Source organism: Xanthobacter autotrophicus, from assembly GCF_030015065.1.
GTDB lineage: Bacteria > Pseudomonadota > Alphaproteobacteria > Rhizobiales > Xanthobacteraceae > Xanthobacter > Xanthobacter autotrophicus_D.
This window is the reverse complement of the sequence record NZ_JAIVFN010000005.1, coordinates 54,283-67,264: the sequence shown is the minus strand read 5'-3', so window position 1 is coordinate 67,264 and position 12,982 is coordinate 54,283. Positions and strand designations below refer to the sequence as shown.

Annotated in this window: 10 protein-coding genes; 6 read left to right on the top strand and 4 right to left on the bottom strand. The window is 63.8% G+C overall.

The window, feature by feature from the left end:
* Position 1 precedes the first annotated feature (1 nt).
* The 4 genes from K9U40_RS02600 to K9U40_RS02585 all read right to left on the bottom strand — a co-directional run bounded on the left by K9U40_RS02600 (position 2) and on the right by K9U40_RS02585 (position 4,883).
* A complete protein-coding gene (locus K9U40_RS02600) occupies positions 2 to 859 on the bottom strand; it encodes a class I SAM-dependent methyltransferase (protein WP_282888685.1) in 858 nt (285 codons plus the stop codon).
* Complete coding sequence (locus tag K9U40_RS02595) at positions 852 to 2,171, bottom strand: glycosyltransferase family 4 protein (protein WP_282888684.1); 1,320 nt, start codon at positions 2,169 to 2,171, stop codon at positions 852 to 854. Before K9U40_RS02595 ends, K9U40_RS02600 begins: the two co-directional genes overlap by 8 nt.
* Positions 2,096 to 3,091 (bottom strand): NAD-dependent epimerase/dehydratase family protein, encoded by a 996-nt coding sequence (locus tag K9U40_RS02590; protein WP_282888709.1) that lies wholly within the window; start codon positions 3,089 to 3,091, stop codon positions 2,096 to 2,098. The genes K9U40_RS02595 and K9U40_RS02590 overlap by 76 nt, the downstream gene beginning before the upstream one ends.
* 256 nt (positions 3,092 to 3,347) lie before the next feature.
* A complete protein-coding gene (locus K9U40_RS02585) occupies positions 3,348 to 4,883 on the bottom strand; it encodes a glycosyltransferase family 4 protein (RefSeq protein WP_282888683.1) in 1,536 nt (511 codons plus the stop codon).
* A 197-nt stretch (positions 4,884 to 5,080) separates the two neighbouring features.
* Here K9U40_RS02585 and K9U40_RS02580 point away from each other — a divergent pair, with 197 nt between their 5' ends.
* The 6 genes from K9U40_RS02580 (at position 5,081) to K9U40_RS02555 (ending at position 12,807) form a co-directional block, all read left to right on the top strand.
* Positions 5,081 to 6,361: a hypothetical protein gene (locus K9U40_RS02580; protein WP_282888682.1), complete on the top strand. Its 1,281-nt coding sequence runs from the start codon at positions 5,081 to 5,083 to the stop codon at positions 6,359 to 6,361.
* Positions 6,362 to 6,370: 9 nt separating this feature from the next.
* The gene (locus K9U40_RS02575) at positions 6,371 to 7,027 is read left to right on the top strand and encodes an ABC transporter ATP-binding protein (RefSeq protein ID WP_282888681.1); all 657 of its coding nucleotides are present in this window, start codon (positions 6,371 to 6,373) and stop codon (positions 7,025 to 7,027) included.
* A gap of 2 nt (positions 7,028 to 7,029) precedes the next feature.
* Positions 7,030 to 7,836: an ABC transporter permease gene (locus tag K9U40_RS02570; protein WP_282888680.1), complete on the top strand. Its 807-nt coding sequence runs from the start codon at positions 7,030 to 7,032 to the stop codon at positions 7,834 to 7,836.
* 146 nt (positions 7,837 to 7,982) lie between these two features.
* Positions 7,983 to 9,323: a hypothetical protein gene (locus K9U40_RS02565; RefSeq protein WP_282888679.1), complete on the top strand. Its 1,341-nt coding sequence runs from the start codon at positions 7,983 to 7,985 to the stop codon at positions 9,321 to 9,323.
* A 230-nt stretch (positions 9,324 to 9,553) separates the two neighbouring features.
* Complete coding sequence (locus tag K9U40_RS02560) at positions 9,554 to 11,524, top strand: glycosyltransferase family 2 protein (protein WP_282888708.1); 1,971 nt, start codon at positions 9,554 to 9,556, stop codon at positions 11,522 to 11,524.
* Positions 11,521 to 12,807, top strand: coding sequence for a glycosyltransferase (locus tag K9U40_RS02555; RefSeq protein ID WP_282888678.1), 1,287 nt, complete (start codon positions 11,521 to 11,523; stop codon positions 12,805 to 12,807). Before K9U40_RS02560 ends, K9U40_RS02555 begins: the two co-directional genes overlap by 4 nt.
* Positions 12,808 to 12,982: the final 175 nt, after the last annotated feature.

Here is a 12,982-nt window from a genome sequence, read left to right as displayed (position 1 = left end):
CCTAGCGCGCCCTCAGGACCACGACGTCCTGGAAGTCGTGCAGCGCCCCCGCGCCGATGGCGGCGACCTCGAAGCGCCGGCCCCATTCGCCGTGCACATAATCCTGCGAGACGAAGGTGATGCCGTAGTCATAGACGGCGCTGGTGAGGTGGCCGTTCTGCCGGATGAAGGCATAGCCCCGGCCGCCATGGAGGCTGTCCGCCGCCGCCTCAAGGGCATCGGCGGGGATGTCGAGCATGGCGAAGATGCGCTCTTCCTCCTGCGCCCGGCGCAGCGCCTGCTCGCCATGCACCGACAGGAACAGCACGGCGCCCGGCGCCGCCACCCGCGCCAGCTCGTCGAGGTAGAACAGGTGGTCGGCCTCGCTCAGGTGGCTGAACACGGAAATGGAGATCACCGCATCGAAGCTGCGGTCTAGGGCGGGCAGCCGCCGGCGCGGCCGGGTCTTCACCGCCTGCACATGGGCAAGGTTGCCGTCCACCCAGGCGATGTGGCGGTCGTCCACATCCATGCCCACGTAACGCCCGCGAAAGCCGTGGAACAGGCGCGCCACCCGCCCGACCCCGACCCCGAAATCCAGCACCGAACGGAAATTCGGCAGCGCGGTGGGGCTCAGCGTGTTCAGGGCGCGCATGAAGTGCACGCCATGGCTGGCGAAATCGCGCGGCTCGGTCAGGCCGGTGGTGTTGTGCATGAGGTCGGCCGGCGGGAAGGGCGCGATGCCCTCGGGCGGCGCGGACGCATCGGACGGCAGCAGGTTCTGCGCCAGCCAGGCCTCGAAATCGCCTGCGATCCCCTCACACGCGGGGATCGTCACCGCCAGCGATCGTTGCCCCTCGCCACCCATGCTCTCACTCATAAGATACCGCGCAGGCGCGGGCATAAAAGTCCGCGACATCCGCCACCATGTGGCGGGAAGTTCGTTCATAATGCGTCTTCGCGCTCATTGCACGCGCAAGGCTGCGGTCCTGCGCGAAGAGCTTCAGCCGCGCGGCGAGGTCCGCCACCGAGCCCTTGGCGAAGGTGAAGCCGTTGCGCCCCGCCTCCACGAACTCGGTCATCCCCTCCACGTCCGCCACCAGCACCGGCGTGTGGGTGGCGAGCGCCTGGAGCAGGATCAGCGGACTGTTCTCCACCCAGGTGGAGGGGATGACCAGCAGGTCGATCTGCCCCAGCACGGCAGCGATGCGATCAATGGAGAAGGTGCCGCGGAAGGCGACATCGAGGCCCGCCGCGAGGCCGCGCACCTGTGCGGCATAGGCCGGGTCCATGCCCTCGTCGCCATGGACGTCGAGGGTGAAGGCCCCCTGCGGAACGTCCCGCAGCGCCTTGAGCAGCAGATGCAGCCCCTTGTGCGGGGCGAGCTGGCCGATGAAGCCGAGCCGCGTCGGCCCGCCCACGCGCGCAGGCTTCGGCGCGCGGTCGATATCGATGCCGAAGCGGCTGAGTTCCAGCGGCACCCCGATGCTCGTGCGCTTGTAGGCCTCCATGAGGAAACGGGTCGGCGTCAACGCGCCGGCATAGGTGCCGTAGGCCGCCGCGAGATGCTCCGGCCGATCCTTCAGCGCCGAGACGGTCCCCCGCCATCCCGGGACCAGGATCGGCAGGTGTGCGGCCCCGGACGAAATAAGGCGCGCAAGGAGACGCCGCGCCGGATTGCGCGCCGCCGTCCCATCGGCGAACAGGGAACAGGCCACGCAATTGGACCGCGACGGGTTGGGTCCGGCGCAGAGGCTTCCGTCGGCGGCGCTCAGCTTGTTGTTGAAGCAGAAGCCGAAGAAGTCCGTGAACGTCGCGACCGTGGGCAGCCCGAGCCGTCGCGTCACCTCCAGCAGCGCCGTGGTGTGGTTGATGAGGTGGCAGACATGGACGATGTCCGGCCGGATGGCGCGCAGGACCCGTTCGTGCACGGCGCGCAGGCTCGGCAGGTCATAGGTGTCGCGCAGGCCGGTATTGGGATGAACATTCCGGTCGATCCGGATGACCGGCACGCCATCGAACGTATAGCGCTCAACGAGATCCTGCTGCGGAGGCTCGCCGGGAAAGGTCGCGGTCACCACGACCGGCTCGTGCCCCAGTGCCGACAGCTCGCGCGCTAATGTCCGAGTATAGCTTTCCGTGCCGTAAAAATGCTCGGGATAGTAGCAATGGACGAAGAGCGCGACCCGCATTCCGATTCCAGTTCACTGCGCAACTCGGCCAGCAGCAGTTCGATGCCGACGTCGAGATTGATGGTCGGCGTCCAGCCCAGCCGGTCCTGGGCGCGCGCGACATCAAGAACGGAGGCCGCGACGTCGAACCTCCGGGGCGGCGCCTGGTGCACGTCGAAACGGTGGCCGAGCGCCGCCTCCAGCTTGGCGATCACCTCGCGCAGCGAATGGCCGACGCCGGAACCGATATTGATGGGGCCGGTCACGTTGCGCCGCGCGCCGGCGGCGATCATCGCGTCCACCACGTCATCCACGTGGATATAGTCGCGCACCACGTCCCCGGCGCCGAACAGCTTCAGCGGCTCCCGGCGCAGCCCGGCGCGGGCGAAAAGGGTGACGGCGCCCAGGCCCTTCTGCGGCTGCTGGCGGGCGCCGTAGCAATTGCTGATGCGCAGCGCCACGCCGTCCAGGCCGTAGATGGCGCGATACTTGTCGAGATAATGCTCCACCATGAGCTTGGAGATGCCGTAGGCACTCACCGGCCGGGTGGGATGCGCCTCGCTCACCGGCAGGCCCTCGGGCGCGCCGTAGACGCTGCCGCCGGACGACGCGAACACAATGCGCAAGCCAGGCGCGCGCCGCGCCGCCTCCAGCATCCGGACCGTACCGACCACGTTTTCCAGAATGTCGCGGGCCGGATCCGGATCGGCGCTGGCGGGAATGGTGGACCAGGCGAGGTGGTAGAGCGTTTCCACGCCCTCGAGCAACTTGTCCCACCCATCGAAAGTGGAGAGATCGACCGCCTTCCAACGGACCTGCGGATGAGCCGGCAGGCCCGTCATCCGCCGCGTCGTCGCGACGACGCCCACGGAGGTCCTGGAAAGCCGTTCGCACAGACGACGGCCGATCAGGCCGTTCGCCCCGACAATAAGTGATGTCATCCCCGCCCTACGGTGCAGCGCAAAAAAGCCGCTTTGCGCCGACCGTCCCCTGCTACCGTCCCAGATCAAGTCCTGCACCACCGGAAATGCGACTGCACAACCTCGGAAAAGTGTTGCGCAGCCTTATTTCGCAGAATGCAAAGCGACCTAATATCCGCTTCAAAAACTGTCCGCCAAAACGGTAACGAAATGCAACCACGGGCAACTCCTTTTTCGATTGCGCCGCGGCAATTCCATCGCTCTTGAGGGTAAAAAGTCACACTTCGCGGTAAAATCGTGCCGGAGGGAAGCCGGGCATCAGGTCCACGTCCCGGCCGAGCGCCTCGGCATAGATTCGGGCGTAGGACGAAATCATGCCTTCGAGGGCGAAAAGCGGTGCCCGCGCGCTGTTGACCGCTCCGAGGGCGTTGAGGCGCTCCCTGTCATCGAGCAGCGCGACAAGAATGTCCGCGAGCGCCGCGCGGCTGGTGCCCAGCGTGGTGTCGCTGCCCAGGATTTCCGCCAGCGCACCGACCCTGTAGCCGGCCACGGCCTGCCCCATGGCCATGGCGAAGGGCGTCACCTGCCCGAAGCTCTCGCGGACCACTGGGGCCACGAACAGGCGGAACCTGCGGTAGATCTCCGGCAGCGCATCGAAGGGCACGGTGCCGGCAAACTCGAAATTGCGCCGCACGCCGGCCGCTGTGACCCGCGCGAGGAAGACCGGCAGAAGATCGCCATCGCCGACAATGAGGAAGCGCGTCTTCGGCCGGCGAAGCGCCACGTCGATGAGCGGCACAATGGACTCGTCGTCCAGCTTGTCGCGGGTGAGGCGATAGACCATGCCCACCGTATCCTCCGCCCCGGGCGCGAAATCGCGCGGGGAGAAGCGGTCGAGATCAATGCCGGGATGCACCACCTGCCCGTTGGCGATGTCCGGCGCGAAAGCCTGGCGGATGTAGTCGGAGACGAAGACGTAGGTGTGGATGCGCGGATCGCGCAGCGGCGCCACCGGCGTGTTGACGTTCTCCACCAGCACGGCGTCGCTCTCGCGCGCGGCGGCGAGCGCCGCCTCGTACCAGGGGCGGTCGCTCTCGCCCCAGTAATGCAGGTGGACAATGTCCGGCCGCACGGAGGACAAGAGATCGGTGAACGCCGCCGGCGGGCTTCCCAAAGGCAGGTGATGCAGCACCATGCCCTCGTGCCGGCCATTCGGCGGCAGCCCGGCGGTGACCACCTGCATCTCGTAGCGGTGGCCCAGCCGCTCCAGGAGGTCCACCACCAGCTGGGTCGAGCCCCCCACATAGACGTTGGGAATGACGTGCAGCACGCGCGGGCGCACCGCCAGGGGCGGATGGTGTGGCCGTACCCTGTAGACCACCGACCGGCGCCCGAACACCAGGGCGGAGAAGTCCCGTGCCATATTGCGCGCGATGGCCAGCGGGCGCCGCTTCAGCCGCCAGCCACCGGCCCCGTCCGCGACAACGCTCGTGCCGGTGACGACGCCGAGGCGGACCATGTTCGTCAGATAAGCAAGAGACGGCCCCGGCGCGGTAACGAGTTCCCCCAGCCGCACCAGGGGCAGCGGCAACGCGAGCCTGGGCAACAGGCGCTGCCGGCGTCCCGCATGGATCTCCTGAACCATGTGCCCGACCAGATTGGCATGGTCCTGCAGGGCGGCGATCTGGGCGCCGAGGGCCGCCTGCGCTTCCATCAGCGCCGCATTCTGCTGCTCGATCCTTTCGAGCCGGACGCGGAGCGCCGCGCTGTCGCTGCCGGCGTGATCCGGGCCGCCGACCGCCTCCTCCTCCACGCCCTTTGCGTCATCAGGGCACGCGAGTGGGCTGGAAAAACCGGGTCGGGTCATCAGGAGCGGTCGAATTCGTGCTGTTTTGCGGCAGTGCCACCAAGCGTTAGGATAGACATGGAAAGCTGCGGAATGCTAGTTGCCGCAGGGGTTCGGGAAGTGACTGAAGATATGGTCGCCGACGGGTGGGAGAGGGTGGCGCGGTGAACCAGACCGTCGCACGGGTTGAGTATCTGCCGGCGCCGCCCGCGTCCGCCGAGGCCCTCGTCAAACGCAATGCGCGCCTGCGCGAGGAGCTGCGGCGCCAGGCGCGAGAGGCGCGTCTGCGACAATCGGTCGTTCGGCCCACCAGCGCCGCCTTCTGGAGCGCGGAGGTGCGCGCCATCGCCGCATTCAAGCTGCCGCTGATGGCGAGCTTCATCGTGATCGTGGTGCTGCCCTCCCTGCTGGTCGCCGCCTATTTCATCTTATTCGCCTCCAGCCAGTATCTCTCCGAGGCGCGATTCGCGGTGCGCACCTCCGAGCATGCGGGCATCGAGAACCTCACCTCCGACAGCGCCTTCCAGGGCCTGTCGGAGGTGCAGGATTCCCTCATCATCGCCAATTACGTGAAGAGTCTCGCCGTGGTGGCGGCGCTGGAGGAGCGCATCGGCCTGCGCAGGCTGTTCTCGCGGCCCGGCATCGACTGGTTCTCCCGCTTCAACCCGGACCGTCCCATCGAGCGGCTGGAGCGCAGCTGGCGCAGCCAGATCGACACCGCCATCGAATCCCCCTCCGGCATCATCACGGTGAAGGTGTGGGCCTTCTCGCCGGAGGATTCGCTCACCATCGCCGATGCCATCGTCGGCCTCAGCGAGGACATGGTGAACAAGCTCGGCGAGCGCACCCGCAAGGACGCCATCGCCCAGAGCCAGGCCGAGCTGGAGCGCGCCGAGGCCCGCCTGCGCAAGGCCCGCGCGGCGGTGCGCGACCTGCGCAACGAGGTGGGCGTCATTGATCCCGCCCGCACCAACGAGGGCATCGCCAAGCTGCTGGGCGACCTGGAGAGCGACCTCGTGCTCATCGACCAGGAGCTGGCCACCGCCCGCCGCACCCTGAGCCCGGACGCGCCGCAGTTCGGCCTTTTGGAGGCGCGCCGCCACGCCATCCGCGAGAACATCACCGCCCTGAAGGCGCGCCTCACCACCGCCGCCGGTCCCGACAAGGACACCCTTTCCGCCATCATGACGCGCTACGACACCCTGGACCTCGAGCGTCAGATCGCCGAGCGGCAGTACACTGCGGCCGCCACCGCGCTGGAGCAGGCGCGCGTCGCCGCCGAGCGGCAGGGCATGTACCTTGCCACCTTCGTCAAGCCGGTGCGCGCGCAGGAGAGCGACTGGCCCCACCGCTTCTGGATGCCGCTGGCGGCGGCGCTGGCCTTCTGCCTCCTCTGGCTCGTCATCGTCTCGGCGTTCGAGCTGATGCGCCACCTGAAGGCGTGAGGGCGCCCCATGATCGTCACCGACCGCCTCACCAAGACCTACTGGACCCACCTGCGGCGCAAGGTGGTGCTCAGCAACGTCTCCGTCACCCTCGATCCTAGGGTGAGCTACGGCCTGCTCGGGCAGAACGGGGCGGGCAAGTCCACCTTCCTGAAGCTGATCGCCGGCACCGAGGCGCCCACCTCCGGACGCATCTACCGCTCGGTGCGCCTGTCCTGGCCTTTGGGCTTTGCCGGCGGCTTCCACCCGCAGATGACGGGGCGGGAGAACATCCGCTTTCTCGCCCGCGTCTATGATGCGGACATTGCCGAGGTGACCGATTTCGTGGAGGATTTTTCCGAGCTGGGGCGCGACCTCGACATGCCGGTGAAGACCTATTCCTCGGGCATGACCTCGCGGCTCGCCTTTGCGGTGTCCATGGCCATCGAGTTCGATTTCTACCTGGTGGACGAGATCACGGCGGTGGGTGATTCGCGCTTCCAGCTCAAGTGCGCGCAGGCCTTTGCCGAGCGGCGGGCGCGCGCGGGCATGATCATGGCGTCCCATTCCACCGGGACTATAAAGGATTATTGTACCGCCGGCATGGTCTTGCAGAAGGGGCGTCTGATGATCTTTGAGGATGTGAACGACGCCATCGAGGTGCACCGCCAGGCGATGGAGGCCTGAGCATGACGAACGCGTCCCGCCCCACCCGCTTCGCCGGCGAGAGCTGGCGCACCGCCTCGGCCATGCACGCCCGCGTGGTGGGCGCGGTGATCATGCGCGACCTGCAGACGCGATTCGGCGCCGGCTATTTCGGCTTCCTGCTGGGGCTGGTGATGCCGCTGGGGCATCTGGCGATTGCGATCGGCGTGAATTTTCTCATTGGCCGCAAGCCCCCATTGGGGACAGATATTGCCATCTTCCTGATGACAGGTGTTCTACCTTTCGTTATCTGGCTTTATGCGCACCGACAGATTATGATGGCGCTCCTGCAAAATAAGCCTCTTCTGTACTTTCCTGGCGTGGACGCGTTCGATATTTTTTGCGGCCGAATATGCATTGAAATCGTAAACGCAACCCTCATTGTTTCAGTAGTTATTATCACCATAAACTACACTCGGAATGGAATTGAAATATCAAATTTATCTCAATTCATGTATGGTTTGATTTTTTCAATTTTTTTTGGAATTGGAACTGGAGTTATATTTGGAGCTTTGGCAAATTTTAACATTATTGCACTTATGTTTGGAAATATACTAGGCCCGTTGATGTGGGTCATTTCTGGGATATTTTTTCTTCCGGACGAAATGCCAGATATAATCCGAGATTATATTTTTTTTAATCCGCTAACACATATAATAGACTATTTACGAGTTGCATATTATTCAGAATACTCAAGTTCATTTCTCAGTATCCCGTACCTTTTGAGCACCTTGGCCGCTCTTATTGTTCTCGGAATTACAATCGTATGTGTTGTACGTCGGCACGTCTAATCCAAATGCCAACACAGCCCGCCCTCAAAGGTCACCTCACCCAATGGCATGGAAGCATATTCTTAGGGTAGGTCATCCTGCTTGTTGCAAACCACATGCGCCTCCTGCATAAGCAGATGCTTGAGGAAAAGCCACAGGGACATCCAGTGAATAAGACAGCCCTTTGCATTCTCTTTGACACCACCGAACGGTCCGACGGTCAAAACGCGCTGGCGCGGGAGACAATGGCCCGGGTTGCCGATCTGTTCGCAGGCAAAGCCGACCTCGTGGCTGTCATTCACTCCGATGAACCCGTTGAGACGCCGCTATTTTGCGACGGAGCGCAGCTTAGACTTTCCACGAGCGATATCTTCGACGCCTTTCCTCACCGCAAGGGCCGGTCGATCATTCCAGGCAATCTTGACCTTAAGATGATTGTTGCGGTGGAGCGCTTCCCCCAATATTCCCATTTCATACGTTGGGAGGACGACGTTTGGCCAAATAATCCCAGCTCCGAAACCATTGACAGACTGTGCACCCTAGCCACGTCCGGCTCTGTTGGAGCGGTCCAGGTTCGGGCAAAGTCTCAAGACAATGCTCATTGGATGTGGTGGCCGAGTCTTTCTGCTCCGGAAGCAGAACCTCTACCGGAGGCGCCCCATGCGGCGCTTCTTCCACTAATGTTTTTCCCTCGCAGTTTTATAGATACATATCGTCGAAAACTCGAAGCCGGATGGACCGGACATTACGAAGTTCTCATGCCGACGATCGCAAAAATGGCTGATTTTACGCTCATAGACCTGTCTACGTCGACTTACGGCATGGTGAATCAGCGCGACTTTAACGCAATATTCGAGCAACGCTCCCCCTTTCCGAGCAGCGCTTTTGTTCACCCCGTCAAAACCAAGCGTCAGCTTCCGGGCTGGGCATCAATGCTTTTTTCCGACGCGGTACACGCATCTCCTGCCGAAATAGAGGCAATAGCAAAGCGAATGAGCGCCTCTCATCGGTATATCGAATATGGATCCGGAGGATCAACAGCACTGGCTTTCGAGTGCGGAATACAGACGGTTTTCAGTATCGAAACGGATCTGTCATTTTGTGAGAACATAATTGAGAAGTACGCTCTTCGAAAATATATCGATGTTGGACGATTGAATATTCGGCACATAAATATCGGACGCACTACGGCATGGGGATTTCCGCTGCTAAAGCCGAGTGAACGACAGGTTCGAGAGTATCTTTCTTGGCCCAGCCGCTCGGGTGACTTTGATTTGGCGTTAATTGACGGGCGATATCGGATCGCGGCGGCAGCAGCGTGTTATATCGCCTCACCCAGCGCAACATTCATGATTCACGACTACACCTCTCGCCCTCAATACCGGATTGTGGAGGAGTTTCTGGAGAAATCTATAGTAATAGAAGAACTTGCCGTTTTCTCTGGGCGGGCGGATCAATTTGACCGTGCGACCGAAATATTAGAGTCTTTCATCGATGACCCGCAATAAATTTCAATTCGCGACGGATTCACAGATTATGACCTGAAGCATTTTTCTCCTCCTGTTTAGGTGTAAGTTCGAGGGCTGATTTATGGCTCAGTCTCAGTCTCCCGTTTTTGCAACCTCATCCTTCGCCTACCCGCCAACGCTTCGTCGCAATATGCAAATTGACGTCCCCTTGCGCGAGTTCTAATTGACGTATCGGGAATTGCAGGTGGTGGCACAATCGTGCGTTGGCCATGCTGGGGCTGGTTAAGATCATGTCTTGGTTTGCAAATCGAGCGCGGCCGCAGCAGGCGCGGGTTGGCGGCGCCGCCGAACCCGAAGCCCGTGAACCCCACGAAGCTTCCGAACCCGTCGCCGACCCCGCCCCGCCAGCGCAAGTCCCTGAAGAAAAAGAGATTATCTGGCAACGCCCCGTCGAAGGCCCGGTCTGGCCGCCGCTGGTAGAGACCGACGCCGCCGGCACCAACCGGGACGGGGCGGGCCTCGACCGGCTGTATTTCGACGGCGAGATCCTGGTCCTCACCGGCTGGACCTGCGGCGACGCAACCCTTGGATTTCACAGCGGAAAAGAGCCCATCGCCCCGATCCTGCGGGTCGAGGTGCCCCGCCCCGACGTCGCCACCGCCTATGCCTTCTCCAATCCGGTCACCGGCTACCTCTGCCTCTGGCGCGGCCCCTTCCCCGAAGGCGCGAAGGTCCACGCAAAAGCCGGCGGGCGGAAGCAGAAAAGCGTTGCACCGCAAGACTTTGCTGCCTCCGAGCTCGAGCCCGACCTGTCCCGCATCCTGCGCGAATACGCCCCGGCCCGGGGCGTCCTGTTCGATGCGCTGCGCGATTTGCCCGACCTCCTGCGCGCCGTCGCCTGGTCCGCCGCCCCCTCCCACCGCCCCGGCGACCCCCGCGGCTACATCGACATCCTGAAAACCGTCCCCGACGCCGGCGGCCTCTGCGTCGGCTGGTCGCTGGGCCGCGCCGACTTCTTCGTCGTCGACGACAGGGGCGCGTGCCTTGATCTGGCGGGTGCGCTGCGCTGGAATCGGCCCGACATTTTCGATGGTTTTTCAGCGGATTATGGTGCCGATTGCGCGGAAGCCGGCTTCCTGCAGGCGCTTCCGCCGACCGCCCGCGGGGGCTCGGTCGTGCGCCTGCTCGCCCGGGCCGGCGACGACCTCATCCTGCTCCACGAGCGCACGAGTGAGCCGGCGCCCCTCGATGCGGTAGGCTACGCCCGCTGGGCCTTCAGCCTGCCGGTTCCGCCCGAACGCATGGTCGAGCGCTTCGCCGCCCACGACGGCCCGCTGCTGCAGCGCCTCATCGCCCGCATGCGCCAGCACCCGCGAAACCAGCCCCTCGTGCGGCGCATCGGCCCGGTCGCGGCCGAGCCGGAGGTGTCGCTGCTCATCCCGCTGTTCGGCCGCTACGACTTCGTGGACCACCAACTGCTTGAATTTGCTGACGATGCTTTCATCCGGGAGCACTGCGAGGTGCTCTATATCGTCGATGATCCCAACATCGCGCAGCCCGTGCAGTCGGCCATGGAGCGCTGGTGGCAGCTCTACCGGGTACCGCTGACCGTGGTCTGGGGCGGACGCAACAGGGGCTTTTCCGGCGCCAACAACCTGGGCCTGTCGGTGGCGCGCGGCCGCCAGATCCTGTTCCTGAATTCCGACGTCATCCCCACGGCGCCGGGCTGGCTCGACGCCCTGAGCGCGCGGCTCGATGACAATCCCGACTATGCACTGCTTGGCACCCGGCTACTGTTTCCCAGCGGCGGCGTGCAGCATGACGGCATGACATTCGAGTACAGCCCGGCCTACGGCGTCTATCTGAACCAGCATCCCGGCAAGGGCCTCGCGGCCGGGCCGGCGCCCGAGGGCGCCATTGTCGATCAGGCCGCCGCCACCGGAGCCTGCCTCATCGGCCATCGCGCAGAATTGCTGGAGCTTGGCGGCTTCTGCGAGGACTACCTCATCGGCGATTTCGAGGATTCTCACCTCTGCCTGACGGCGGAAGCGGCGGGGCGGCGCGTGGGCGTGTGCCCGGACATCGCGCTGACGCATCTGGAGCGGCAGTCCCTGGGCCTTTTCGGTTCCGGCGACTTCCGGGTGCGGGTGATGCTGTTCAACGCCTGGCTGCACCAGGAGCGCTGGCGCGAGGCGCTGGGCCGACACGCGATGCACGGGATGGCGGGAGAGCGTCTTTGACCGGGACCATTCTTGTCATTTCCCATGGCCATGTGGATTTCAGCGCCGGCGGCGCCGAAGTTGCGGCCTATCAACTGTTCGCGGCCCTGGGCAAGGCAGAGGCGGCACGCAAGGTCGTCCTGCTCGCGGGCCATCATGCAGGCGAGCAGTCCGGACTCATCACCGTGTTGCGGAACAACGAGTTCCTCTGGCGCACCGGCATGCGGGACTGGTTCAAGTTCCAGTCCGGCGTGCGCGACGCCGTGACCACTTCGTTCCGGCGCTTTCTCGGCGGGCTCAAGCCGGACATCGTGTTCGTCCATCACTACGCCCATATGGGCCTGGAACTGCTTCGGGAAATCCGGCACACCTGCCCCCGGGCGAAGATCGTGCTGACGCTTCACGAATTCCAGGCGATCTGCGCCAACAACGGCCAGATGGTGAAGCGCGGCTCCGCCGAATTGTGCTTTGGCGAGAGCCTTCAGGCGTGCGTCGGTTGCTACCCGGATCGCAGCGAGGAAGACTTCTGGCTGCGCAAGCATTTCATCCGCCGCCATTTCGATGCGGTGGACCGCTTCATCGCGCCGTCCGAGTTCCTGCGTCAGCGCTATATCGCCTGGGGTCTGCCGGCGGAACGGATCGCCGTCATCGAGAACGGGCAGCCGGAGGGCGCGCGTCTCGCACCCCGGACGCTGGCTCCCGGCGGATTGCGCAACCGCTTCGCATTTTTCGGGCAGGTCACGCCGTTCAAGGGCGTGGACGTTCTGCTGTCTGCCCTCGCCAACCTGCCCCGCAAGCAGCGCAAGGACATCCACGTCGAGATCCACGGCGCCAATCTCGCAAACCAGGACGAGGCCTTCCGCAACCGGATCGAAGCGCTGCGACGGCCACTGATGGAGGAGGGCGTGCTGCACTGGCCGGGAGCGTACCACCGCGACGACCTGGGGCGCCGCATGGCCCGCATCGACTGGGTGGTGGTGCCGTCCGTGTGGTGGGAAAACTCGCCGGTCGTCATCCAGGAGGCATTCCGCTTCGGTCGGCCGCTGCTCTGCTCGAACATCGGCGGCATGGCGGAACATGTGCGCGACGGGATCGACGGCCTGCATGTGGGAGTCGGCAATACCTCCGACTGGGGCGAGACGCTGGTATCCGCCGCCGCAGACATGGAAGGCTGGGACCGCTTCTATCGCACCATGAAGACGCCACTGCCTGTCGAGCGGGCCGCCGAGCGCTATCTGGCCTGGGCGCTTGACGAAGCCAGTCCCGACCTTGGTGCTTCGCCGCGCCTTGTTGCCGACATATGATGTGATGTCGGCCCGGCCCGGTGAGGCGGGCGTTCGGGCCGCTCCCCGGATCACTTCATTTTCAGAATGCGAAAAACAAGTTGTGGGGCGCTTTTCCTCGACCCAGATGACGCAGCGCGATATATGTCGTCGTCCTGTCGAACTGGGAAGACGCACTTCAGAGTAAATAAGTTTA

Bases quoted from the DNA above. Each gene is read 5' to 3' on its own strand.
- K9U40_RS02600 (WP_282888685.1), bottom strand. From the start codon at position 859: ATGAGTGAGAGCATGGGTGGCGAGGGGCAACGATCGCTGGCGGTGACG.
- K9U40_RS02595 (WP_282888684.1), bottom strand. From the start codon at position 2,171: ATGCGGGTCGCGCTCTTCGTCCATTGCTACTATCCCGAGCATTTTTAC.
- K9U40_RS02560 (WP_282888708.1), top strand. From the start codon at position 9,554: ATGCTGGGGCTGGTTAAGATCATGTCTTGGTTTGCAAATCGAGCGCGG.
- K9U40_RS02590 (WP_282888709.1), bottom strand. From the start codon at position 3,091: ATGACATCACTTATTGTCGGGGCGAACGGCCTGATCGGCCGTCGTCTG.
- K9U40_RS02575 (WP_282888681.1), top strand. From the start codon at position 6,371: ATGATCGTCACCGACCGCCTCACCAAGACCTACTGGACCCACCTGCGG.
- K9U40_RS02570 (WP_282888680.1), top strand. From the start codon at position 7,030: ATGACGAACGCGTCCCGCCCCACCCGCTTCGCCGGCGAGAGCTGGCGC.